The sequence below is a fragment of the Rhodopseudomonas boonkerdii genome (assembly GCF_021184025.1).
In the GTDB taxonomy this organism is placed as follows: Bacteria; Pseudomonadota; Alphaproteobacteria; order Rhizobiales; family Xanthobacteraceae; genus Tardiphaga; species Tardiphaga boonkerdii.
This window is the reverse complement of the sequence record NZ_CP036537.1, coordinates 5,486,390-5,511,259: the sequence shown is the minus strand read 5'-3', so window position 1 is coordinate 5,511,259 and position 24,870 is coordinate 5,486,390. Positions and strand designations below refer to the sequence as shown.

Annotated in this window: 20 protein-coding genes and 2 pseudogenes; 15 read left to right on the top strand and 7 right to left on the bottom strand. The window is 58.0% G+C overall.

The genetic code is table 11. The annotated features are described in order from the left end of the window. Window positions 1-154 precede the first annotated feature (154 nt). Window positions 155-1,366, top strand: a complete 1,212-nt coding sequence (locus E0H22_RS25310; protein ID WP_233023643.1) for an ABC transporter substrate-binding protein — start codon at window positions 155-157, stop codon at window positions 1,364-1,366. A gap of 20 nt (window positions 1,367-1,386) precedes the next feature. Here E0H22_RS25310 and E0H22_RS25305 read toward each other — a convergent pair whose 3' ends face one another. After that, window positions 1,387-3,033 carry a sigma-54 interaction domain-containing protein gene (locus E0H22_RS25305; RefSeq protein ID WP_233023642.1) on the bottom strand — a complete coding sequence of 549 codons (1,647 nt, stop codon included), beginning with the start codon at window positions 3,031-3,033 and terminating at the stop codon, window positions 1,387-1,389. A 219-nt stretch (window positions 3,034-3,252) separates the two neighbouring features. Here E0H22_RS25305 and E0H22_RS25300 point away from each other — a divergent pair, with 219 nt between their 5' ends. The 13 genes from E0H22_RS25300 (at window position 3,253) to E0H22_RS25240 (ending at window position 17,490) form a co-directional block, all read left to right on the top strand. Further along, window positions 3,253-4,872: a class I adenylate-forming enzyme family protein gene (locus E0H22_RS25300; RefSeq protein ID WP_233023641.1), complete on the top strand. Its 1,620-nt coding sequence runs from the start codon at window positions 3,253-3,255 to the stop codon at window positions 4,870-4,872. Then, window positions 4,869-5,999 carry a CaiB/BaiF CoA transferase family protein gene (locus E0H22_RS25295; RefSeq protein ID WP_233023640.1) on the top strand — a complete coding sequence of 377 codons (1,131 nt, stop codon included), beginning with the start codon at window positions 4,869-4,871 and terminating at the stop codon, window positions 5,997-5,999. The genes E0H22_RS25300 and E0H22_RS25295 overlap by 4 nt, the downstream gene beginning before the upstream one ends. Before the next feature lie 11 nt (window positions 6,000-6,010). After that, on the top strand, window positions 6,011-7,003 hold the full coding sequence (locus E0H22_RS25290; RefSeq protein ID WP_233023639.1) for an NADPH:quinone oxidoreductase family protein: 993 nt from the start codon (window positions 6,011-6,013) through the stop codon (window positions 7,001-7,003). 12 nt (window positions 7,004-7,015) lie between these two features. Next, complete coding sequence (locus E0H22_RS25285; RefSeq protein ID WP_233023638.1) at window positions 7,016-8,239, top strand: CaiB/BaiF CoA transferase family protein; 1,224 nt, start codon at window positions 7,016-7,018, stop codon at window positions 8,237-8,239. Between the two features lie 19 nt (window positions 8,240-8,258). Next, a complete protein-coding gene (locus E0H22_RS25280; protein WP_233023637.1) occupies window positions 8,259-9,038 on the top strand; it encodes an enoyl-CoA hydratase-related protein in 780 nt (259 codons plus the stop codon). Between the two features lie 4 nt (window positions 9,039-9,042). After that, window positions 9,043-9,810, top strand: coding sequence for an enoyl-CoA hydratase/isomerase family protein (locus tag E0H22_RS25275; protein WP_233023636.1), 768 nt, complete (start codon window positions 9,043-9,045; stop codon window positions 9,808-9,810). Next, window positions 9,803-10,510 carry an SDR family NAD(P)-dependent oxidoreductase gene (locus E0H22_RS25270; protein WP_233023635.1) on the top strand — a complete coding sequence of 236 codons (708 nt, stop codon included), beginning with the start codon at window positions 9,803-9,805 and terminating at the stop codon, window positions 10,508-10,510. Before E0H22_RS25275 ends, E0H22_RS25270 begins: the two co-directional genes overlap by 8 nt. Further along, on the top strand, window positions 10,510-11,676 hold the full coding sequence (locus E0H22_RS25265) for an acyl-CoA dehydrogenase family protein (protein WP_233023634.1): 1,167 nt from the start codon (window positions 10,510-10,512) through the stop codon (window positions 11,674-11,676). The genes E0H22_RS25270 and E0H22_RS25265 overlap by 1 nt, the downstream gene beginning before the upstream one ends. Beyond that, window positions 11,673-12,554: a 3-hydroxyacyl-CoA dehydrogenase family protein gene (locus E0H22_RS25260; RefSeq protein WP_233023633.1), complete on the top strand. Its 882-nt coding sequence runs from the start codon at window positions 11,673-11,675 to the stop codon at window positions 12,552-12,554. Before E0H22_RS25265 ends, E0H22_RS25260 begins: the two co-directional genes overlap by 4 nt. A 4-nt stretch (window positions 12,555-12,558) precedes the next feature. Continuing rightward, the gene (locus tag E0H22_RS25255; protein ID WP_233023632.1) at window positions 12,559-13,197 is read left to right on the top strand and encodes a 3-hydroxyacyl-CoA dehydrogenase family protein; all 639 of its coding nucleotides are present in this window, start codon (window positions 12,559-12,561) and stop codon (window positions 13,195-13,197) included. Window positions 13,198-13,220: 23 nt separating this feature from the next. Then, complete coding sequence (locus tag E0H22_RS25250) at window positions 13,221-13,643, top strand: PaaI family thioesterase (RefSeq protein WP_233023631.1); 423 nt, start codon at window positions 13,221-13,223, stop codon at window positions 13,641-13,643. 1,761 nt (window positions 13,644-15,404) lie between these two features. Then, entirely contained in the window at window positions 15,405-16,940 is a 1,536-nt protein-coding gene (locus tag E0H22_RS25245) for a porin (protein ID WP_233023630.1), read from the top strand. 82 nt (window positions 16,941-17,022) lie between these two features. Further along, entirely contained in the window at window positions 17,023-17,490 is a 468-nt protein-coding gene (locus E0H22_RS25240; RefSeq protein WP_233023629.1) for a MarR family winged helix-turn-helix transcriptional regulator, read from the top strand. Window positions 17,491-17,585: 95 nt separating this feature from the next. Here E0H22_RS25240 and E0H22_RS25235 read toward each other — a convergent pair whose 3' ends face one another. The 3 genes and pseudogenes from E0H22_RS25235 to E0H22_RS25225 form a co-directional block, all read right to left on the bottom strand. Then, entirely contained in the window at window positions 17,586-18,176 is a 591-nt protein-coding gene (locus E0H22_RS25235; RefSeq protein ID WP_233023628.1) for a TetR/AcrR family transcriptional regulator, read from the bottom strand. Between the two features lie 185 nt (window positions 18,177-18,361). After that, window positions 18,362-19,460 (bottom strand): annotated as a pseudogene (locus tag E0H22_RS25230) (integrase core domain-containing protein). Then, window positions 19,342-19,623: a hypothetical protein gene (locus E0H22_RS25225; protein WP_233026620.1), complete on the bottom strand. Its 282-nt coding sequence runs from the start codon at window positions 19,621-19,623 to the stop codon at window positions 19,342-19,344. The pseudogene E0H22_RS25230 and the gene E0H22_RS25225 overlap by 119 nt, the downstream one beginning before the upstream one ends. A gap of 121 nt (window positions 19,624-19,744) precedes the next feature. Between E0H22_RS25225 and E0H22_RS25220 the strand changes: the two are divergent. Continuing rightward, window positions 19,745-20,021 (top strand): annotated as a pseudogene (locus E0H22_RS25220) (integrase core domain-containing protein); the annotation flags it as partial. A 1,848-nt stretch (window positions 20,022-21,869) separates the two neighbouring features. Here E0H22_RS25220 and E0H22_RS25215 read toward each other — a convergent pair. The 3 genes from E0H22_RS25215 to E0H22_RS25205 all read right to left on the bottom strand — a co-directional run bounded on the left by E0H22_RS25215 (window position 21,870) and on the right by E0H22_RS25205 (window position 24,870). Continuing rightward, window positions 21,870-22,115 carry a hotdog family protein gene (locus E0H22_RS25215; RefSeq protein WP_233023627.1) on the bottom strand — a complete coding sequence of 82 codons (246 nt, stop codon included), beginning with the start codon at window positions 22,113-22,115 and terminating at the stop codon, window positions 21,870-21,872. A gap of 125 nt (window positions 22,116-22,240) precedes the next feature. After that, window positions 22,241-23,488 carry a nitronate monooxygenase gene (locus E0H22_RS25210; RefSeq protein ID WP_233023626.1) on the bottom strand — a complete coding sequence of 416 codons (1,248 nt, stop codon included), beginning with the start codon at window positions 23,486-23,488 and terminating at the stop codon, window positions 22,241-22,243. Between the two features lie 287 nt (window positions 23,489-23,775). Continuing rightward, entirely contained in the window at window positions 23,776-24,870 is a 1,095-nt protein-coding gene (locus tag E0H22_RS25205) for an acyl-CoA dehydrogenase family protein (protein WP_233023625.1), read from the bottom strand.

Here is a 24,870-nt window from a genome sequence, read left to right as displayed (position 1 = left end):
CCATGCTTGAAAGGAGTGTATTCGTAGAACACACGTGTCTTTGATGCGGTCACTCGCGCTCCCGCAGATCGAGAAATCGGCGCCGCTCCGTCTGAAGAATTGCGTGGCATCGGTCTTGCTCATTTGTTCCGAGCAATAATGGGAGGGACTGAAAATGAGATATCCAACAATATTTGCCACCGCACTGCTACTCAGCATGCCTTGCGCCGCTACAGCGCAGATCTCCGCCGATGTTGTGAAGATCGGTGTCCTTGATGACATGTCCGGGCCTTATGCCGATATTCAGGGGCCGGGAGACGCCGTTGCAGTAAGGATGGCGGTGGAGGACTTCGGTGGCACGGTGGCCGGCAAGAAGATCGAGGTGATCGCTGGCGATCTGCAGAACAAGGCCGATGTAGGTCTCGCAGTTGCGCGGCGCTGGTACGATACGGAAAATGTCGACGTCATCATGGGCCTCGGCAACTCGGCCGTCGCCCTTGCGGTTCAGGGGATCACGCAGGAGAAGAACCGGATCGCAATCACGACTTCGGCGGGCTCGACCGTCTTGACGGGGAAATCCTGCTCGCCCCTCGGAATGCATTGGGTCTACGACACCTACGCACTCGCCAACGGCACCGCGAGCGCCGTCATGTCACGCGGTGGCGGCGATAGCTGGTTCTTCCTGACGGCCGACTATGCGTTCGGCCACTCGCTCGAGCAGGATACCGCAGCCGTTGTCAAGAAAAAGGGAGGAAAGGTCGTCGGATCGGTGCGCGCGCCGCTCAATTCGTCGGACTTCTCGTCGTTCCTGCTGCAGGCTCAATCGTCAAAGTCGGAAGTGATCGGCCTCGCCAATGCCGGCGCTGATACCATAAACGCTATCAAGACGGCTTCGGAGTTCGGCGTCGTGGATGGTGGGCAGAAACTCGCAGGAATGCTTGTCCTGCTCACCGACATCCACACGCTCGGCCTCAAGACCGCACAGGGCTTGCTCTTCACCGAAGCCTTCTACTGGGATCAGAATGAGGACACCAGGGCGTTCTCGAAGCGCTTCGCGGAGCGCCACAACGGCAAGCCTCCAACGTCCTTCCAGGCCGGCATCTACAGCGCGGCCCTGCACTACCTCAAGGCAGTCAAGGCTGCGGGTACCGACGAAGCCAAGGCTGTTGTGGTAGCGATGAAAAAGCTGCCGGTGAACGACTTCATGACGAAGAATGGATCGATTCGAGACGATGGTCGGATGATGCGCGACATGTATCTGCTTCAGGCGAAGAAGCCCTCGCAATCGAAAGGCGAGTGGGACCTCATGAACGTCGTATCGACGATCCCGGCCGAGCAGGCATACCGACCGCTTTCGGAAAGCGAATGCCCGCTGCTGAAGAAGTGACGCGAATGCGGACCGGACGGTCAGTCCGTCCGGTCCATCTCGGCGAGCTTTTTGTAGAGGAAGGAGCGTGAGATACCGAGCAGTTCGGCGGCCTTCTTCTTATTGCCGTTGCATGCAGCGAGCGCCTCCCTAATCTCCTCACTCTGAACATCCGCCACGATGTCCTTGAGCTCCCGGGCCGGCTGCTCCTCCGCCGCTATCGGGGGGACGACTGCGGAGACACGACGAGGCACATCAGAAAGATCTGACGTCGTTATCGTGTCTCCGTCGCAGAACGCGAACGCACGTTCGACTTCGTGCTGAAGCTGCCGTACGTTGCCCGGCCAAGCCCGATCAACAAGTTGCGCAATCGCGTCGGGACCGAACTCGGGAACGGGACGGGCATGCCGGTATGCGATGTCGCGCAGGAACTTTTCGGCGAGGGCGGAGATGTCCTCGAGACGGTCACGAAGCGGCGGAAGCTCGATGACGATTGGCGAAATGCGATAGTAGAGATCCAGCCTGAAGCCACCGTTCTCGACGAGAGTCGTAAGATCCTTGTTGGTCGCGCTCACCAGCCGGAAATCGACTTCCCGCGGACTGTCGCCACCGATGCGCTCGACGATGCGGTCCTGCAGCACACGCAACAGCTTGGCCTGCACCTCAAGAGGCATGTCCCCGATCTCATCGAGGAAGATCGTTCCTCCGTTAGCTTGCTCGAACTTGCCTTTACGCCCCTTTTTGTCGGCGCCAGTGAACGAGCCTGCTTCGTACCCAAAAAGTTCGGACTCGACCAGAGTGGGAGGAAGAGCGGCAGCATTGACATTGACCATGGCATTATCCCGCCGGGGACCCAACTGATGCAGCGCATGGGCGACCAGCTCCTTGCCGGTGCCGCTCTCACCCCTGATCAATACGGGTATCTCGAGCGGAGCAACCTTGATGATCTGAGTGCGAAGTCGCTGGATCGCGGCGCTCGTCCCGATAATGGCTTCGAGTCCGTAGGCTCTTGAGCGGAGCGCTTGACTCTCTCGCTTGTAGAATTCGACGTCACCCTCGAGCGCGGCGATCCTTCGACTCAGGGCCTCAACCTGCTTGGGCCCCTTGAACATCACCCTCCCGATGGCGCCGATCACCTTGCCGTCTCGTTTCAGTGGAATGCGAGCCACCACCCGCTCCGATCCGCGCATACGCTGGATCGCGCCGATATCAGATTTCCCTGTCGCGACGATCTCATGAAGGCGCGAGTTCTCGATGACGGCCTCGACAGGCTTTCCGTTGCCTTCTCCAGGTTTCAAACCGAAAAACGCTTCATGTACCGTGGGTAGATAGACGAGCCGAGCCTTCTCATCGACCACGGTCATTGCTTCGAACGGATCGGTGAGCAGATGTTCGAACACCTCCCATGCAAAATCGACGCTGGAGATGAAGTTCAGCAGAGCTTGGCCGGGTGTCTCGCTCATCAGCATGATTTCACCCTGGGCGGTGCGCATCAGCAGCACCACGTAGGTCCTGCGATCCAGGTTGAGCATCGTGATGCGGCGTTCGCGCGCTTCCTCGAGCCAGCTCGCGTCGGAAGCGAGCGACTTGATCCGCTGATCCGCGCCGATGCCGGCGGAGGTGACAATTTTTCCGGCCGCGTCGAAGAGGACGACGCCCGTAATCGGTGTGTGAGATGTCTTCGGCATTTCCTCTATGTCCTCGTTGAAGACACTATTCGACAGCGGCGCATGCTCCGCTGCCAGGAACTGCGCTTTCCGAGAACACAAGCCGGTCCATCGAGGCGCCGTCAACTCATATTATCGTTCAATATCAGCGCAGCCGAAATGCGCCCCCCGATTGGCATGCGCGTTGCTACTGAATTGGCGCAGCCATCCTAACAGCCGTGCTGCATTGCGAGAGCATGTATGAAGCCGTATTTGACACTCCACCACCCGGCCCACGCCAAACGCTACTACGAAGAGCAGCTTTGGCGAGATGACACGTTCTACGATCTTCTGTCTCATCATGCGACGGAGCGGCCAAGGGACACTGCTGTGCAGGACGCCTCGCGTTCTCTTACTTGGAGGGAGCTGAAGCTCTGGGCCGACGGCGTCGCTGCGGATCTCCGCGAGTATGGACTCGGCGGCGGTGACCGAGTGTTGATGTGGATGTCCAACCGTGTCGAGGCGATCGTGATGTTCCTCGCCTGCGCGCGGGAAGGGATCGCGTGCAATCCTTCAGTCCACAAGACCCATACCTGCGGCGAGGTCGCGACCCTGCTAGGAAATTTGGGAGCCAAGGCATTCCTCGTCGAGGACGGGTGGGGTGCTGATCGAGAAACAGTCGATCTCGATGCCATTCTGGTTCGTATTCCGTCATTAAAGGTCGTCTACACCCCGACGAACTTCCCGCGACCGGCAGGTAACAATACGGCGCCAAAGACCGATCCGGACGCGGTCGTCTATCTCGCCTTCACTTCGGGGACTACGGGCGCACCAAAATGCGTGATGCATTCGCACAATACTCTGCTCGCAAACGCGCGCGATCTCGTTCGGGATTGGCAGCATGGCCGGGACATGGTGCTGCTGTCGCTGTCACCGCTGTCCCATCACATTGCCTGGGTTGGCGTGGCGCAATGGCTTCTCGTCGGTGGAAAATTCGTGACGGGCGATCCGCCGAAGGACGTCTCCCGCCTCGACTGGTTGGAGAAGACAGGTGCCACGTACGTGCTTGGAGTGCCAACGCACGCGATGGACGTCCTGGCGGAACAAAGACAGAGCAATCGTTCAACGCTCGGTGGGGTCAAGACTTTCTACATGGCGGGAGCTCCTATTCCGCCGAGCGTGGCTGCATCCTTCGTCGATCAGGGCGTGCGCCCTCAGAACGTCTACGGAATGACCGAGAATTCCTCGCATCAATACACCCACCCGAACGACGATGCGGAGACCATCTTGGCGTCCTGCGGCCGAGGTGGGCGTTCGTATCGGATCAAGCTCTTCGACCCGAGCGATGCCGACAAGGAGGTCGGCGTCGGGGAGGTCGGACAAATCGCGGGGCGCGGCGCCGCTCTGATGCTGGGCTATTTCGGCAACCAATCCGCAACCGACTCGAGTTTCAACAGCGATGGCTGGTTTCTGTCGGGTGATCTCGGAATCCTCGATGCTGCCGGCAATCTTAGGATCGAAGGGCGCCTCAAGGACCTCATCATAAGGGGCGGGCATAACATCTATCCTTCGCACATCGAGGCGATCGCGCTGCGGCATGCCGAGGCGGGACGGGTCGCGGTATTTCCCGTCGCCGATGAGAGATTGGGCGAGCGGGTCTGCATCGCCGTCTCGGGTCGCGTCTCTTCCGACGAGATGCTTGAGCATCTGAAGACCGAGGGGCTGTCGAAGTACGACATGCCCGAATACTTCGTCACCGTCGCGGATTTTCCCCTCACTGCGAGCGGAAAGATCCTGAAGCGCGAGCTCGTTCTCCAGGTCAGGCGCGGCGAGCTCACGCCGACCTTCGTTAACGCTCGACGCCAAGCGCGCTCGGCATGACCCCCGGCGTCTCCAATGCGCCGCTCGACGACATCCGGGTCCTGGATTTCAGCACGCTGCTACCAGGACCATTCGCCAGCCTTATGTTGGCGGAGGCCGGCGCGCACGTAGTTAAGATCGAGCGCCCCGGCCGCGGCGACGAGATGCGCAGCTATGAGCCGAAATTCGGCGACGACAGCGTCAATTTCGCGCTGCTCAACGCGGGCAAGAAGAGCATCGCCATCGATCTCAAGGCGAAGGACTCTATCGCGCGGCTGCGCCCGCTGATCGCGGAAGCCGATGTGGTGATCGAGCAGTTCCGCCCCGGCGTCATGGATCGCCTCGGTCTCGGCTATGAGGCCATGAAGGCGATCAATCCGAAGATCATCTATTGCGCCGTCACCGGCTGGGGCCAGACCGGCCCCAAGGCGATGATCGCCGCGCATGATCTCAATTATCTCGCCGAGTCCGGCATTCTCGGCCTCAGCGCCGACCGTACCGGCGCGCCGATCATTCCGCCCGTGCTGATCGCCGATCTCGCCGCTGGCGCCTATCCGGCCATGACCAATATCCTGCTGGCGCTGCGCAAGCGCGATCGCACCGGCGAGGGCAGCTATATCGACATCTCCATGGGCGACAATCTGCTCGGCCTCGCTTACTGGGGCCTCGGCAACGGCTTCGCCGCCAATGATTGGCCGGGCGGCAGCGATGCGCTCGTCACCGGCGGAAGCCCACGTTACCAGATCTATCGCACCAAAGATGATCGCTATCTTGCCGCGGCGCCGATCGAAGAAAAGTTCTGGGATAATTTCTGCACCGCCATCGAATTGCCCGCCGCGATGCGCGCACCCGATGCGGACTGGAAGACGGCCATCGATGCCGTCGGCAAGATCATCGCCGGCAAGACCAGCATTGAGTGGATGGCGATCTTCGAGGGCAAGGATGTCTGCTGCTCCATCGTGGCCAGCCTGAAGGATGCGGTCGCCGATCCGCATGTGAAGGCGCGTGGCCTCTTGGACCGCAAGATCGCGGTGAACGGCCGCACCATCCCGGCCATTCCGGTGCCGATCTCCACCACCTTCCGCAGCGCCGAGCGATCGTCGCCGCCCGCGCTCGGTGCCGACACCGACGCCATTCTGTCCAAGTAAGGGGACCGTCCATGCGCGCATTCCAAGTCGTCGAGCACGGTCCGCCGTCATCGCTCCAGTGCAACACTGTGCCGGACCTCGCGCCTGGTCCGGGCCAGGTCCATGTCGGGATCCACGCCGCCGGCATCAATTTTCCCGACGTGCTCGTGGTGTCCGGCAAATATCAGATCCTGCCGCCGCGCCCGTTCACGCCGGGCAAGGACTTTTCCGGCGTGGTGCTCGGCGTCGGCGCAGGCGTTACCCGCGTCGCCACCGGTGATCGCGTGCTATGCCATGTGGAGAATGGCGGCTTCGCCGAACAGGCCGTGGTCGCCGAACATCAGGTGTTCCGGATGCCGGACGGCCTATACTTCGCCGCGGCCGCAGCCATGGGCCTGGTCTATCAGACCGCCTATCTCGCGCTGATCGATCGCGGTCATCTCAAGCGCGGCGAGAGCGTGCTGGTCGGCGGCGCCGCCGGCGGCATCGGCCTCGCCACCGTTCAACTCGCCAAGGGCCTCGGCGCCACCGTACTGGCCGCCGTGCGCAACGAGGAAGAAGCCGAGCTGGTGCGCCAGAGCGGCGCCGATCACATCATCGATCTCACCCAGCCCAACATGCGCGAGAGTCTGCGGGCGCAGGTGCATGCCGTCACCGGCGGCAAGGGCGTCGATGTGGTGATCGATCCGCTCGGCGACGAATTCTTCGCCGCCGCGATCCGTGCGCTGGCCTGGTGCGGTCGTCTCGTCGTCATCGGCTTTGCCGCCGGCGAGATCCCGACACTCAAGGTCAATTATTTGCTCGTGAAGAACATCGCCGTCACCGGCCTGCAGTGGAGCGACTACCGCGATCGTACACCGGAGCGCATCGACGAGGTGCAGAAGGCGATCTTCGATCTCTGGCAGTCCGGTGCGGTGAAGCCGCATGTGATGAAGGAGTTTCCGTTCAAGGAGCTGCCGCTCGCGCTTGAGCTGATCGAGCAGGGCAAGGTGCGCGGAAAGGCCGTCATCGTGATGGATCGGTAACGGGGAAGCGCAGTGACCACTGGAATGAAAGCCAAGGCGATTCCCGCGGATGCCCTGCCACTGGTCCAGTCGGGCAGTGGCTACAGCATGCTCGACGGCGTCCGCATCGTCGATCTCACGACGTCGATCGCCGGCCCTTCGGCCACCATGCTGCTGGCAGACATGGGCGCCGAGGTGCTCGAGGTCGAGCGTCCCAATGGCGGTGACGACGCGCGTGCATGGGGGCCTCCTTTTCTCGACGGCGAAGCGCTTTGGTTTGCCTCGGTCAATCGCAATAAGAAGAGCGTGGCCTTGGATTATTCCAGCCCGGAAGGGCTCGATGTGCTGCACCGATTGATCAAGACCGCGGATGTCGTCGTGGTCAACATGTCGCCGCGCGTCACCCGCAAGCTCAAGCTCGACGTCGCGACACTGCGCGCTCTCCGAGAAGATCTGATCTATGTCTCGATCACTGGTTTCGGCATCGCGGGCGAGCGCGCCGACTGGACTTGCTACGACCTGATCGCCGAAGGCTATTCGGGCATCATGGATGTCACTGGCGAGGCCGGCCGCGAGGCGCAGAAAGTCGGCGCACCCGCGGCCGACATGCTCGCTGGCCAGGACGCGGCCTTCGGAGCCATCGCGGCATTGTTCGACCGGCAGCGCACAGGGAAGGGCCATGTGGTCGATGTTGCGCTGGTCGATTCTATGACGCGCTTTCTGTCCTGCCGGATCATGCCCTATCTCGGCTCCGGCACCGTGCCCACTCGTTCCGGCGGCCGCGATAGCGTGATCGCGATCTATCAGGCTTTCGAGACTGCGGATGATCCGATCACCCTCGGCCTCGGCAACGACAATCTCTGGCAGCGCTTCTGGGCGGCTGTCGGTCAGCCCGAACAGGCCTTGCTCGAAGGCCGCAGCAGCAATATGGAGCGCCGCGAAAATCGTGATGAGATTGTTGCGCAGATCGCCGCAATCCTGCGCGAGAAGCCGCGTGCGCATTGGCTGCCGTTGTTCGCAGAGGCGCGTGTGCCGGCCGGCCCGATCAATCGGGTCGATCAGGTCGTGACCGATGAAACCCTCCATCAGCGTGGTCTGTTCTATCGAATGACAGCCGCTGATGGCCGTGTCGTTCCGCAGGTGGGAACGGGCATCGTCTTCGATGGCGTGCCCAATGTCCCGCGCCACGCTCCGCCTCGTCTGGGCGAACACACCAACGACGTTTTACGCGAGCTGAATGGCTCGTCCCCTCAATAAAAACCGAAAGGAAACTCCCATGAGCTTCAGCACCATCCTGTACGAAGAAGACGGCCCGATCGGCACCATCACGCTGAACCGTCCGGACGATGGCAACATGTTCACCGTGGACATGTGTCACGAGATCCGCGATTGCATCAACGAGATCCGCCGCGAGACGCGCACCCGCGTGATTGTCATCACCGGCGCCGGCGACAAGTTCTTCTGCATCGGCGGCCGCAAGGACGGCATGGAAAAGTCCATGCTCTATGCCGGCGTGCTGCCGACCCTCGAAATGTATGAGTCGATCGATCGCCTGCAAAAGCCGGTCATCGCCAGCGTCAACGGTTTTGCCGTCGGCGGCGGCAACGTGCTGCAGGTGGTGTGCGATCTCACCATCGCCAAGGAAAGCGCGACCTTCCGCCAGGTCGGTCCGATGATGGGTTCTTTCGATGCCGGCTACGGCACCTGGTATCTGGAAGATCTCGTCGGCAAGAAGAAGGCCAAGGAGATGTGGTTCGCCAATCCGAAGATCTCGGCCAAGGAAGCGCTCGAAATCGGCCTCATCAACAAGGTCGTGCCCGACGACAAGCTGAAGGAAGAAACCCGCAAATTCGCGCTCGAAATCGCCGATCGCGGCCCGTTCGCACTCGCCTCGATCAAGGGCGCGTTCAATGCCCGTCATGGCGGCGTGTCCGGTCTCGCCCGCGTTTCGCACGATCTCCTGCTGCGTCCGTATCTTGAGACGGAAGAAAGCAAGGAAATGTCGGCCTCCTTCGCCGGCAAGCGTAAGCCCGACGCCTCCAAGTTCGGAAAGTAAGACGATGCCGGTTGAGTTGACAAAGCTGGAAGACTGCGCGCTGCTGCGGCTCAATCGGCCGGAAGCGCTCAATGCGCTGTCGTTCACGGTGCTGAAGGAAATTTCCGAAGCACTCACCGAGGTCGCGGACTGGAAGGTCCGCGCTCTCATCGTTACCGGCGCCGGCGAAAAGGCGTTCTGCGCCGGCGCGGATATCAAGGAACTCGGCGGTCGATCCATGATCGATTGCAAGCGCGGCGCCGAGATGGGGCAGGCGACCTTTGCCAAGCTCGACCGGCTGCCTTTCGCCTCGGTCGCGGCCATCAACGGCTTCGCCTTCGGCGGCGGCCTCGAACTGGCGCTGGCCTGCACGTTCCGCGTGGCGACGCCGAATGCCAAGCTCGGCCTGCCCGAGATCAAGCTCGGCTTGATCCCCGGCTATGGCGGCACGCAACGTCTGCCGCGCGTGATCGGCGAAGCCCGCGCCATGGAGATGATCATGACCGGCCGCACGGTCGCCGCCGAAGAGGCGCAGCGCATCGGCCTCGTGCATCGCCTGGTGGAAGGCAATGCGGTGGATGCGGCACTCGCCTTCGCGCATGAATTCTCCGGCTATAGCCTGCTGGCGCAGCAATTCGCCCGCGAGGCGGTGTCGCGCGCGCTCGACGTGCCGGTGCTGGAAGGTCTCAAGATCGAAGCCGATCTCTCCACGCTTGCATTCGGCACCGCCGATGCGGCGGAGGGCATGACGGCTTTCACCGAAAAGAGAAAAGCGAATTTCAAGGATGAGTAAGCCCCAGATCATCGTCACCGGCGCCAGCCGTGGCATTGGCGAGGCCATTGCGCTCGAGCTCGACCGCCGCGGTTTTGCGGTGGTTGGCTTCTCGCGCAGCGGTGCCAGCGCGGTTGGTATCGGCTATGCCTGCGACATGACCGACGAAGCGGCCATTGCGGCCGCGATCGCGAAAGTGGCAGCTCATGGTCCGATCATCGGCCTGGTCAACAATGCCGGCGCCCATGAAGGCAGGCGTAGCGCGGAGCTGTCGCTGGCCGAATTCGAGAGCACCATGCGCCTGAATGCCTCTGCGGTGATGGTGTCGTGCCGCGAGGCCTATCCACATCTGAAGGCGCAGGGCGACAGCCTGATCGTCAATATCGGTTCGTTCTTCGATAAGCTCGCGGTGGTCGACAATCTTGCTTACTGCGCTTCAAAAGCTGCGGTCGGCGCTATCACGCGCTGCCTTGCCGCCGAATGGGCGCGTGACGGCATTCGTGTGCTCGATGTGGCTCCTGGCTATATCGAAACCGATCTCAACCGGGATTTCCTCGCTAGCGACAAAGTCCAGTCATGGCTGAAGCGACGTGTGCCGGCGGGCCGCGCCGGCTCTGCTCAGGAAGTTGCGCGTCTTGTTGGCGCGCTTTACGCCGAGAACATCGCTTTCCTGACAGGTGAGACGATCTATATCGACGGCGGACAAGGGATTAATCACTGATGTTGGTCTTCGAACAGCTTGAACGCAATCGCTCCTGGGATGAGAGCGAAAGCCTCATTATCTCCCAGGTGGACAGGCTTTGCGCCGATGTGATCGCGCCCAATGCGGCGAAATTCGACGAGAGCGGCGAATTTCCCTGGGCGAATGTCGAGGCAATCAATGCGCTCGGCCTCAACACCATCTTCATTCCGGAGCAGTTCGGCGGCACCGGCATGTCGTTCCGCCTGTATCTCGCGGTGGTGAAGCGGATCGCCGAGGCTTGCGCCTCCACCGGCATCATCTATGCCACCAACTTTCATGCCATGAAGCCGCTGATCGAATTCGGCACCGACGAGCAGCGCGCGCGCCTGTTGCCCTGCATCGCCGAAGGCGGCCTCGCTTCGCTGGCGATCACCGAGGAAGCCGCTGGCTCCGATGCCACCGGGATGAAGACCCGCTTCACCGAAGACGGCGACGAGATCGTCATCGACGGCTCGAAAATCTTCATCACCTCGGGCGATGTCGCCGACCGCATCCTGCTGTTCGGAAAATTCGCAGGCATCGAGGACGCCAAGAAGTCGATCTCGGTGCTGATCCTGGAAAAGGGCGCACCGGGCTTCGAGGTGGTGCGCCTGGAAGACAAGATGGGCCATCGCGCCTCGTCCACCGCGGCGCTGCGTTTTAACGGCGTGCGCGTGCCAAAAGCCAATCTGATCGGCAAGCCCGGCGATGGCCTGCGCATCCTGCTGGCGTCGCTGAACCGTTCGCGCCCGAGCATCGGCGCGCATTCGCTCGGCATTGCCATGGCCGCGTTCAAGGACATGGTCGGATATATGAACGAGCGCAAGCAGTCGGGCCGCCGCATCGTCGATTTCCAGGGCAACCAGTTCATGCTGGCCGATCTCGCCACCGATCTCGCGATGGCCGATTGCTGGCTCGAACATCTCGCGCATCTCATCGACAGCGGCGCCATGGATTTTAGCGTCGAGGCCTCCATGGCCAAGATGCGCGGATCCGATCTCGCGATGCGCGCCGCCACCGACGCCGTGCAGATGCATGGCGGCTACGGCTATTGCCGCGACTTCCGCGTCGAGCGGCTGATGCGCGACGCCAAAATCACTCAGATCTGGGAAGGCACCAACCAGGTGCACCGCCAGCTCATCGGCAGGAGCTTTGCAACCAAATGAGCAAGACCATCAAGACAGTCGGCGTCTGCGGCGCCGCCGGCACCATGGGGGCGGGCATTGCGCTGGTCGCCGCCCGCGCCGGCTATCGCACCATCTCCTTCGACATGAAGGGCGATGCGCTGGAAAAGGCCGGCAAGCAGTCGGCGGCGTTCCTCGACAAGTCGGTGGCGCGCGGCAAGCTGGAGCAGGCCAAGCGCGATGAGATCATCGACAATATGTCGCACACCACCGATATCGGTGAGCTCGGCGCCTGCGACATGGTGATCGAGGCGATCTTCGAAGACCTCAGCGTCAAGCGCGACCTGATGAAGCGCCTCGACGAGGCGTGCTCCGACGACACGATCTTTGCGTCGAACACCTCGACTTTGTCGATCACCCAGATCGCCTCGGGCTCGAAGCGTCCGGAGCGCGTGGTCGGCATGCATTTCTGCCTGCCGGCGCAGCTCATGAAGCTGATCGAAATGTCGCCGGGCATTCTCACCTCGGACGAGACGTTCCAGACTGCATGGGACTGGACCAAGTCATGCGGTCAGATTCCGGTGAAGACCCAGGACAAGCCGGGCTTTATCCTCAATGCGCTGCTGGTGCCGTTCAACAACGACGCCATCCGCGCCGTGGAAGCCGGCGTCGCCAGTGCCGAGGATGTGGATAAGGCGATCAAGGTGGGCCTTGGCTACAAGATGGGCCCGCTGGAGCTGATCGACCTGATCGGCCTCGATACCCAGGTCCGCCTCTGCGAAGCGTTCTATCCGATCACGCTCGATCCGCGCGCGGCGACGCCGCCGCTGCTGAGCCGCATGGTCGCCGCCGGCCTGCTCGGACGCAAGTCCGGGCGTGGCTTCTTCAATTACGAAGGCAACGCGATGTTTGGAGCCTGAGCCGATGACCTATGCCATCAATCAGAACGGGTCGAGCCGCTCCTTTCCGGACGGCGACACTTTCCTGCAGAATGCCTCGCACGAGGCCAATGCGAAGATTTTCATCCTCAGCGGCGTGCCGTTCAAGGCGGATGATGCCCGCAGCGCGATCCTGATCGAACTTGGCAATGAAAGCCTGGCCGAGCATATCGGCGACGACTGCAAGCACAGCAACGTGCTTGGCTTTGCCCGCTATCGCAACGGCGACGATGCGCCGTCGGCGCTGATCGAATTGGTGCGCCCGGTGGGAGCGTCGGATGGGGCGGTGGCCGCGGCGATCGACATGTTCAAGGCAGCAGGACTCGAGGTCGTTGTGTCATCCGACCAGATCGGCCGCATCATCAACCGCCTGGTTTTGCCGAAATACAATGCCGCCCTTCGTTTCCTGGACGAAGGTCTCGCCACTCGCGCAGACATGGATCTCACTTGCAAGCTCGGGCTGGGATATCCGGATGGCCCGCTGGAACGCATTTTCCGCGGCGGCATGGCTCATCACCACGATGTAACTTATGCGCTTTTTCAGACGTATGGAACGTCGGCATATGCTCCAACCCGTCGCGCTATCGTCGCCAAAAATCGCGATGTGTCCGCAGGCAATGATTAAATCGCGCGTAGCGGAGACGATTGATGGCAACTCATTTGAATGAGACGCTGGGCGGGCAGCTTTCGGACGGCTTCCATTTCGGCGACGTTCTTGGAATGCGTCGCACCGAGAGCTCCGCGGGCGAGGCGACGTTCGAGATCGAGATCGGACCTCAGCACCTCAACAGGCACGGCACCGTGCATAGCGGCGTTCTGATGGCGATGCTCGATACAGCCGGCCTCTGGGCGGTGTCTGATCCGGACAACGCCACGCCACCGAAGGCTGTGACGGTTTCCCTGAATTGCAACTTCATCGGCAGATCAGGTGCCGGAGATACAATAATCCGCGAAATCGGGCGGATATCGAAGCATTGCAAACGGATATATTTCGCCTCCATCGTCGCGGAGAGCCAACCTAGCGGTCAGCTCGTCGCGACGGGGCAGGGCGTCTACAATCGGATCGCTTGAGGGAAATGCTGCGGGCTAGGTCGGCAATATACCCGCCGCCTTGATTACTGGAAGCAGCCGTTGCTCCTCAAGATCGCGCGCCTTCGTGACCTCTTCAGAGGATGTCGGCCATGCAACAGCGCCAATGTCGGTGAACTTCCTGACGATGTCGGGGTCCGTCAGGACCTTCCTGGCGTATTCGTTGAGTGGTGACAAGGCTCGGCGGCAACTTGGCGGGTCCGCATAGCGCGGCCCATGATGTCAATTCGAAGACCGGCAGAATCTTATTGATCGCGGAGACGTCGTGAAGAATGGGACTACGCGTTTTGGTCGTCACTCCCAAAGCTTTGACGGATCCGTCTCCGCCTGCATCGGCCCGGTTCGCGACGACCATCTGCTGGCCAGTAACCTCGCCAAGGCTCTTATAGAAAATGCGCGATAAGGAGTCCGTCGCTCCGCCTGCGGCTAACCTCAGAATGTATATGTCCGGTCGCATCGACCAGCGTTCCTGCGCCGTCACGATGGAGGGTATCGTTAGGCACCCGCCAAGGATTGATAGAGCGCTGTGCGCGACACCCTTATCGAATCAACCATTCATTTCTGCGCATTGTATTTTCTCGAGAGCGCCCGAGGGTAATGCTTTATATTCGCGCGTTGAGTTTTCGCCACGCGGATGCATATGATGCAATCCGTATGCCGGTGCGAAGCGGTATCCCGAATGGTCAAAAGGATCAGTGTCGCCCTCTACGATTCAATTCATGTCGATGCATGAAAAATCTGATTGCGACATTTCATTGTCTCCCACACAACGCAACTTGATTGCGTTATCTCGATGCGCCAATCCTTGCTGGAAATAGCAACCCATGTCGGGTCCATCTCACTCAGCTTACGATAAAGATAGGACCGAGAGATGCCTAGACTTCCGCCGCTTTTTCTTGTGCCCTTGTGACGGGCGAGCGCTTCACGCATAGGAGACGAAGTCGGCGCAGATAGCTCTCCGTTCTTGTAAGATCCCACCCAATTCCATGTTGCCACCACTGCAATTCTGCCCGGGACTTATACAGGCCGCGAGGTAACGCTCTAACTGGACGGCAGTTGAATTCGCGATTGTCGAAACCAGCGCGCTTGGCGTGATTATTCCCCTCCGGGCTTGTCGCAAGCCGCAAGCTTAGATCGTCGGCACGATGGCGAGCTAGGCTCGTCAATCCGATTGCATCGGTCTTCAACTACTGATCTTCGATCTTCATGGAGAACGTTTGGCCGGGGCTAGGCCGGTCCTGAAACCTTGCCAGCCCGTACGAGAACGTCCGTAACTTGCCTACGTCTCACCAGACGATACGAATCCTTATGAGAGCGGTCCGCGAGCTCATTGCATCACCTTGTTGAAGGGCAAAGAATTTGAGCGATGACGTTTGTCTTTGGTGGGGTGCCCCCGACCTAAATGAAGACGACCTTAGGAGCGAGCGAACTGGTATCGACTTCATTGTGTTCGGTAGAAGCGATTGATTCGAAATCGCGCTGCGATTTGATACTCACCCCAAACCGATCGAGCCACTACTGTCAGAATATCGCTCTAAAAAATGCATTCAACTTCATTAAGTAATTAATATATAAATGCTCGTGCTTATTGCGCCACGAATGAGATTTATAGTTGTCAGTGCTACGCACGACAGTTGAACGCAGCCTAACAAGTCCCTCTAATGTGCTTGCGAGACTGACCGGCCAAGGCGCATCGCTCTTTGGTGCCGGGCCGAAACAGTGGCATAATTCTTGGAGGGAAATATGAAGTTCAAAACAATCGTTCTTGTTTCTACAGCAGCGCTACTACCTTGCAGCATGGCATCTGCTGCCGATCTTCCGGTGAAGGCGAAAGCGGTCGAATACGTGAAGGTTTGCTCGCTATACGGTGCGGGTTTCTATTACATCCCTGGCACCGACACATGTATTAAAATAGGGGGCGCCATTCGCTTGGACGTTGGCGTCTATAGTGCAAACTACGACGCGCCCTATTGGCAAGGGGGCGCCAACGGCAACAATCTATGGACGAAGGATTATTTCTGGTCGCGAGAACGGGTCAATGTCACGACTGACACTCGAACGGCTACAGAGTATGGCGTTCTGCGCACCTACGCGAATATGCAATTTGACTTCTCTCAGAACCGTGAGTCGATTGCAGGCGGTTTTGTAGAAATGGATTTCGCGTTCATTCAGTTCGCCGGTTTCACCTTCGGCAAGGCTGTGTCACAATTTGATCCGCAATGGGCTCTGTCGAAGCCGTGGATTTCTTCGGGATTTAATGGCGGTTCAAATAACGCAACTGGCATCCCACAGATCTCATACACCGCAAACTTCGGTAACGGTGTTTCCGCCACCATTTCGCTAGAGAACGCGTCGGCTTATCGAAACGCGGGCCTGTGGAATACGGCTACGTACATCGTGGGTCCAGGCGCTTCGAGCTTTGTACCAAATTTCTATGGGTCGGCTTCTAACACGTTCTTGGGAAATTCTTACGGCGGCAATCATATTCCTGACGTGGTCGGAAACATACGCCTCGATCAGGCTTGGGGATCTCTGCACTTCGGTGCTGCGATGCATCAAATCACGTCGGGCTTCTACGGTTCTAACGAGAGCACAGGGCATCCAGACGAATCATATGGATTTGCAGTTACTGGAGCCGTCGAATTCAAGGATTTGCCGACAGGTGCCGGCGACAGCTTGAAAGTTGAAGCGTCATATGCGCAGGGCGCGGCTAAGTACCTTTTTGGCGGCACGACCGATACCGCTGGTGGCGGTCGCTACGCGGCCTTTAGAGATGGAGGGCTTGGGTTTGGCTACGTGCTTGATGGCGTTTACGCGCCAGGAACGGGAATTATTCAAAGTAAAGGCTGGGAGGTCAGCGCGTTCTACGAGCACTATTGGAGCCCGGCTTGGAGAACTTCGATCTTCGGCAACTACAGCCATATCGAATACGGGGATGGCAACGCGCTGATGATGGCCGCATTCTCTAACGATGGTACATTTCCAGCCGGTGGGCCGGGAACAAATTCAAGCTCGGCAGCTGCGGCTCGGGCTGGCGTGTTAAACGCGTCAGGCAACTTTGACCTTAATTTGGCACAGATTGGTACCCGAACAGCTTGGACTCCTGTCAAGAATCTCACGATCTCAGCTCAGTTTACTTACAGCAGGCTCGATCAAAATTTCAGCGGAACATATCAAACCATTGGTACGGGTGCCGCTGGAAAGCCTAGTGGCTCAGTGTACGAGCTGAAAGATCAGAATCTTTACAATGGGGCCGTGCAAATTCTGCGTAGCTTCTAGCGAGAAAAGGAGGATAAATCTTTGTAATCTCCAAGTGCCCTCGGCCATGCCCGGCCGGGGGCATAGAAAAAATGGCTAGAACATGCCCGATAAAGATCCGCTCATGAACATGCTTCAAAGTATACTATCGATCGAAGGAAATTTGCGGACACTGTTTTCCGAATGTGGCAAGCGGTTAGACATCTCAGGTCCCCAGTGGATGCTGCTGCTTGTACTAGAACAGCAAGAGGGGTCTGGCATCCCCGTGAAAGAAATAGCGTCGGCAATGAGCTGTGACCCTTCCTTTGTCACCTCATCAGCGCGGCAGCTTGAGTCTCGAGGTCTTGTTTCAAAATCACCGTCTTCCACTGACGCGCGCGTTGTCCTCATTCGATTAACAGATACAGGACGAATAAAGCTCGCGAATTTGAACCGTTTAAGAAAGGCTTATCGGCGCGAGGTTTTTCGAGGGGTGGGCGACCAAGAAGTTTCGAGCCTGTCGGATCGCCTGAGCATCATTGCACAGCGGAGTGAGAAAGCGTCAAAGCGTATTCTTATCGAGGCATCTTAGGCCAAATGGCCTTGCGGCACGCTAACCGCAATGCTTGCATCCAAAGATGTGTTTTTAAGCGGATAGTAAGCGCTTGTTTCGCTGAATGGCTTACGTCAATTCCAATCCAAACCGTCTAAAAAGATCCGTAGCGCAATTTTAAAGCGCGCCTTCTGTAGTTTCGCATTAACCGGTTGATTGTGAAGAGCCGAACGTGATGCGGGGCCGATTGCGATATGGAGAAAAGTTTCCGCCACCACTGAAGAGTGAGCAAGTTTGATGTCGCCTCTTGCAGCGAGCCTTTCAAATATCTTAGCAATGTTGTCAACAGCTTTGAGCCAGCCATCACGATATCCAAGGTCAGCGATATCCGGAAAATTGTGGGCCTGAGAATACATCACGCGGGCTGTAGCACGGGTGGAAGTTCCGTTTGTAAAGGAAATCAGCTGGCAACCAAGATCGAATAGTTGCTGTTCAAATGAGCGTTTGCCAGTAGCTACGAATTCAAATTCTGCAGCCGATGCCATCGGAGCGAGCCATCGTTTGATCTCCCGGCGAAGGACCGCCTCAAAGAGGCCGCGCTTGTCTCGGTACTGGCCATATACAGTCGGCTTACTAACGCGTGCAGCCTCAGCAACCGCATCGATCGATGTCGCATCGAAACCTCTTTCTAAAAACAATCGTGCCGCAACCTCAAGTAAACGCAAATCTCGTTCTTTAGCAGCAGTTTTCGTTGGTCGGCCGCCCCCCGACTTCCGATTGGACTTCTTGTTAGCAGATTTTATCTGCAATGAATGTCGAGGCATTATCACTCCGTTTGAGATATACGAGACCGTATCATGAGAATAATCGAAACAACAACGCTGTGACCTGCTCCCCGATTTGCCCCCGTTCATAAGTAGAGTCCGTTCTGGGTTTGGCCCCTGTTGGGGCGAATTGCAAATTCGATCGGCGTGAGCCCGTTGAGGCTCGTGTGCGGCCGGTCGGTATTGTCGTCGATCCTCCATTCCTCGATGATCTGGCGAGCCTCGTTGACGTTGACGAACAGGTGCTTGTTCAGGCACTCGTCGCGCAGGCGGCCATTGAAGCGCTCGATAGAGCCCATCGCTTGCCGGAAGCGACGTAATGTCATTCGATCCCATGCGCCGCCCGCCGGGTCAGGATCGCGTTCTAAGTAAACTCGGTGCCGTTGTCATTGACGATCGTGCGTGGGCAACCGTGGCCCTCGATAATCCGGCTAAGCTCACGAAGGACGCGTAACGCCGTGAGCGAGGTGCCGACGAACAGGCCAAGACATTCCGCCGTGAACTCGTGCACGAAAGTCAGGATACATAGCCATCGGGCGCTGGACAGCGTATCCATACGGTATCGAGTGACCAGCCCAGGTCGTTCCGATCCTGCGGGAATCTTCATCCGTGCCCTCGTGGCCAGTGCCCGCTTGCGGGTCCCACGCTTGCGCACACTCGACCGCTCCCCTCGCAGAGCCGGTGCAGCTTCGTCCGATTGATCCGGGTTCTTCGTCGGGCCAATAGTGGCCCGAGAGACTGTAGCCAACGCGTCACCCGCTGGCAGCCTGATCTAACAGTCGCGTCTGCAACGGACCATCGTCGCTGAGTCGAGGCGTGAAGGTCTTCGGCTGCAGACCGACCAGCCTACAGGCTCGCCGCTACGAGTAGTCCTTCTTATCGATCAACAATGTCATAGCTCTTCTCTGCAAACTGGGCGTCAGAAATTCTCTGCCAGCATATCCTTCAGCGTCGAGGCGGCCAACACCGTCTACGACAGGAACTTCTTGAGTCTACAGTTCTATTCCGATAACGCCTCCAGCTCGCGGGCCTTGAGATATCCATCCCGCTATAGCGCGACCGCCTCTTATAGAACGCCGCGTCGCTGATCCCGTGCTTGCGGCACAGATCGCTCGTCGACATCCCGGCAGCGTGCTCCTTTAACACCTTGACCATCTGCTCTTCCGTAAACATGCTTTTGCGCATGGACCGTTTCTTCAATCGAGAACAGAACCCAAAAATAAGAAAATTGAGCGCCGCTTCGGGGGAGCAGGTCACGGTCGATGGAGGAAAAAAGTAAGCCATGCCCGTTTTCCTTATCAAATCGGAGGTCGAGAAGGATGGATCGCTCCTGGTCTTGGTAGCTCACGCAATGCTGCGCGAAGCGACAGCACGAGGCACATCCTTAACCACATCGAAGTCGTTCTGAATTTTTTTGATGAGCAAATATATGTCCAGACGGGTAATGCACGTCTCTTAAGCAGCGTCTTCGCGGCAGCCAATATGTCAGCGACCAGTTCCAGCGCTTGATGGCCGACAGCGAACACGTGCAGCATGAGCCGGTCTGGAAACGTCTGGGACAATGCGGCCATCGAGAGCTTCTTCTCGTCGCTGAAAACGGAGCGCATCGCTCGAAAAATCTACCGCACGAAGAATGCGGCAAAGGCAGATGTGTTCAATTGCATCGAACGGTTCTACAACACGAACCGACTCCATTCGCCAATCGGATACGTCAGCCCGTTGAGTTCGAGCGAAAGCTGGGATTAGCTTAACTAGCCGTCCACCAAACCGGCAGGAGCTCACGGAGCATAATTACATGCATAAAGCTAAATAGACACCACGCCATCGACCAAAATTCGTCGACAAACGATTTTACAATGGCACGTCGAGATCGAGGTAAGCGACCATTTAGATAAGTCGAGCGCCTTATTATTGTTGAGACCCTGCCGTTCTACAGCCCCGCCTACAGAGCAAGTTTGCATTCGGTCACGATCATCTGCCAAGCGATATTCCGCTTCATCTGAGGCGGTAATGTCCGCATCCGAAATCAGCTGCTCGTTGAGTTTCAGGCTTGCTTCTCGCAGTTGCCAATATGTTAGGCGGAAATTCCGCTAACACTTGCTAAAGATTGGAACTCTAGGCGCGCGCCGTTTGTTCACCTCCCCTATGCCCGGTCTACGTCAGCAAGATAATGATCTCGCATCAGCTCGATTGTCGCGCAGAAGACTATTCGAGGCGCCGAGATGTTAACAGGACAGGCGAGTATCCTAGCCCTGGAAATGTTCCGTTAAGCTGGAAGTTTTGGATTTGAAGCCAGGTCACGGAAGTATTTTGCGGGCCCAGCAGATCCTCACTCTTCACACATTGTCTGATGGTATCGTAGTCAAATTCAAAACTTCTCCAGCATCGGTTGGTGGTTGGTATGGAAATCTGGCATCTAGGCTTTTACCGAGCCGTGATATCGTCGCGATCGGCAGCGAAGCAGCGCATCGTTTGCCCTTGATGCTGCGAGCCGCACGTTTGGACAAATTCGAGCGAGTAGTTGGAGGATTGAGTGGAGAAGCCATACCCAAACAATCATACGAACCCTTTGGAGATCGCGGGTCTGAAAGACGGCCTGAACGCTGACAGTCCTGCGTGCTGGAGCTCGGAGAGGGCGTGTGGCGCCGGTCGCCTCGACGTTCTTTCTGATGCCGGTCGTTTGTATGCTGGCGCATTGGTGAGGGATAACTTGAGTCGCTGAGCTTAGCGGTGGGCAGAGCAGTTGCTTGGCGCAGACCAGGAACCAGTATCGGTTTATCAACCCATTTAGCAACATGGGCGCGCCCCTGCCTGATAGCTATGTCCCGCCGCTGAAGGGCGTGTTTCTCCAACCGCTGTACGGAATGCCAAGCCGGAGGCGCAGCCTTGAAGGCAAGCCATTTTGGCGCCCTTGCCGGGTCTAATCGATGAAGACCGAACGGGATCAGATCGGGCCGCCCTCGAACCAGCTCGGTCACTTTTCAAAATGCAAGAACGGTCTTTGTCCGCGGAATGTGCGGTCGCGAGAAGTCTGCCGCGCGGGGCTACCCCGCAGTTAAAACAGCGTGATGTCCGGCGTTGCTTTGACTGCTTCAAGAATCGTGGCCGCGCAGGCCTCCTCATGGCCTGACCGCTTGTACCCGCCAACTGGCCGAGGCCTGGAAGTCCCGGCCATAATCATTAGCGCCATCTAGCGAATTGCTCTCGACGAGCTGACACGGAACCGTTTAGCGCGCTTCGACGCAAAATGCCCTCTGCAACTGAAGCCACAACGCAATCTCGTAACTCGCAGACAGCGCCTTGCTCATGCATGGTGCTCTCCGTTGTCGCCCCGAGCCTCTGAAGCTAACGCGCGCCTTACCCGGAAGACCAACCCTAGTCGTCCGAACGAAACAGACTCTGGAAACGTTAGCATCGTGGCCGCCCGTCTATCCGACATATGTTCCGCGGCCGCTGCTCAGCATTGCACCATCGGTGTCTAAAATACGTGTTTCAGCAACGCTAATCTGGCGTCCGAGCTTATTGGTCGACAATAGCGCGCAGTTGACCCGGAGTCGCAGGCCTATGAAAGTCTACCTGTATATTGACGGTTGCTTACGCCGTCCTTCCAAACGCGATCACAGTGTACAATCCTGTCAGATCGATCAAAGCTGCGATAACTCCGCCATGCGCTATGCATAGTTTTGGATTGGACACAATCTCGTCACGCCAAGGGATTTCGAGTGTTAATTCCTCCGAACTAATGTCGATCAAGGTCAATTCTAACCAACGGTGGAAAAGCGAAATCAACAATCGCTCGCGGAGTCCCTCGATAATTGAGGCCGGCTGATCAGCATTCACAGGTCAATCTCCAATCTAGGTCATGGCTATACTCATTCAGTGGCACACGACTTCGAAGTTCTGTGGTCCAATCGAGAGGCGAGATAGCGGCGCAAATTTGTAAAAATTTGTCGAGATGTGATGCTTCACTCGTTTAAGGTGGCCGATAAGCGTGCAACTGCCTCAACGAAGTCTTGCTTGAAATCGAGAACAACAGATCGCGCTGGCTGCTCAGTGTTCATGAGACCCACCGCTTGACCGACGAAGTATGAAGCGAGCTCTTGTGCTCCACAGTGCCCGCCGGCCGCGAGTTTGTCGACCTTCGCGAACGGGGGGCGACTTAGCAGTCCTTGCAACGGCATTGAGAGAGGATCAGGTGCATCTTTGCTAGCCCAGGCATCCGACCACGCCGACCGCAATTGGCGTGTGGGCTTGCCTGTCCGACTTCGAGAGCGAACAGTGTGTCGTGAAGTTGCCTTCAGCATCTTGGCCTTTACGGTAGGGGTCGTCTCCGCTTCGCTTGTCGTCAGCCACACGGAGCCGGTCCATGCACCCGCAGCCCCCATGGCCATGCAGGCCGCCATCTGTCGGCCGGTCGCAATGCCGCCCGCCGCCAAGACATAGATATCCTTATAATCTTCGATCGCTTCAAGCACTTCCGGAACCAGCACCATCGTCGCGACCTCTCCGCAATGCCCTCCCGCCTCTCCGCCGGCGGCGACCAGAATATCGACCCCAGCTTGCGCGTGCTTAACAGCATGTTCCTTCGCCCCAGTGAGCGCACCGACCATGATGCCCTTTTCCCGAGCGCGCTCCATCACCGATTTTGGCGGCACACCCAATGCGTTTACGAAGAGCTTGATCGGGTGCCTAAAAGCAACGTCAATCAGCTGTAGGGCACCTGCCTCTCGCAAGTTGTCCGATGAGCGGCCGTCGTACTCGCCATTCCACAAATCAGTGGAGTCGATTCCATGCCGATCGAGAAGCTCTTCGACAAACTTACGGTGACCAATCGGGATGTGATGGCGCAGCTGATCGTCGGTCAGAGTTCCTGCTTTATCTTCCATCCTCGTTGGAATGAGCAGGTCGATACCATACGGCTTTCCCTGAACGTTCTTGTCGATCCAGTCCATTTCGATCTCAAGACTTTTCGGTGTTAAACCGACAGCACCGAGGACCCCAAAGCCTCCTGCGTTGGTTACTGCCGCAACTACGTCACGGCAGTGGGTGAATGCAAACAGGGGAAACTCTATGCCGAGTTTGTCACACAATTCAGAGTTCATCTTTTGCTCTCGTTTATGATCGATCAGACCTTGCAGGGATGGACGGAGATCGAATGCGGCATGTAGATTTTTCGTGGGATCGACGAGCACCCTCTCAGGATTCGGCATCATTGCACGATCGCGATTGGCTGAGGCGAACAAAGCAGGGATCTTGATCTAGCTTATACGGACAGCCTTCAACGATAACTATCCACGCGGAAAGCCCTTCTTAAGCGCAGCGGCACAAGAGTTACGCAATTCGGCCCAAATCAGAAAAGAGTCGTCTATCCATCTGGGATGAAGGTGATCAGGTCCGTTTCCCAATGCTGTACAAGTTGATGGGTGATCAGCTTGCCTCCCATGCGTTTGAGGACTTGCGGCCAGGTGCCGGCAGAACCGAATGCCAGATTTGAGATTAATTACGCTACCAGCCAACCCTGCACCTTTGCAGCTTCTCGCCGACAATACTCAGGCGCTCCCAAGATCTGACGGTCAAATGCGATGCGCTTGAACCAGTAGTGCAGTCCGAGCAGGTCGGTGAATCCCATGCCCCCATGCAGTTCCGTGGTCAGACGAGCAACTTCCCTGCCGACTTCGCTCACATGAGCCTTGGCATGCAGGGCCATAATGCGAGCTTCCTCAGGCAATGCATCTTGCGCATAGGCGGCGTACCATACCAGCGCGCGACAAGGTTCTAACATTGTCGCTAGATCTGCAATTGTATGCTTGACAGCCTGAAAGGAACCGATGGCGCGATCGAATTGAACCCTCTCTTTCGAATAATCGAGAGCTCGGTCGAACATGAACTGCGCAGCTCCTAGGGTATCTGCGGCGAGGACCAGTCTTCCCGCATCAATAACACGGGTCGCAGCTTCGTGTGCATCGGCAGCTGCATCTAGAATGATTGCTTTAGCTCCACTGAAAGCGTAGCTGGATATAGGCCGAGTCCGATCAATGCTTGCATGCACGTCAACAGTGACCCCTGTATCATGAGCGTCAACAAGTGCTGCCCGACCATCAGTTAAGAGCACGAGGACGTGAGATGCGGCTCCAGCGTCGAGCACTCCGGTCAAATGGCCACTAAGCATGTTGCCTTTCAGCCATGCTGAATTGCATCCTGTTTGCCCGGCTCCGTCCACGAACGCCATACTCATTTTAACTTCGCCGCTCGCTATCTTGGGAAGCCATTCCGCTTGCTGCGCCTCGCTGCCAAAAGACATCAACGTAAGCGGCGCCATCACGACGCTGGCCAGAAACGGTAGAGGCGTAACATGATAGCCGAGACTTTCCGCAACAACTGCCGCGTCCAGCAACGCCAGTCCGGTGCCCCCGAAATGCTCCGGGACCAGAAATCCCACAATCCCCTGTCCCACCAAGCCCTCCCACAGCGCTGCATCAAATCCGGTGCCAATTCCGGCGACCTTGCGCAACCTCTCGATAGAGAGCTCTCCTTCCAGAAATCGGCGCAGCGAGCTCTCAAGTAGCTGCTGTTCGTTGCTAAGACCAAACTCCAT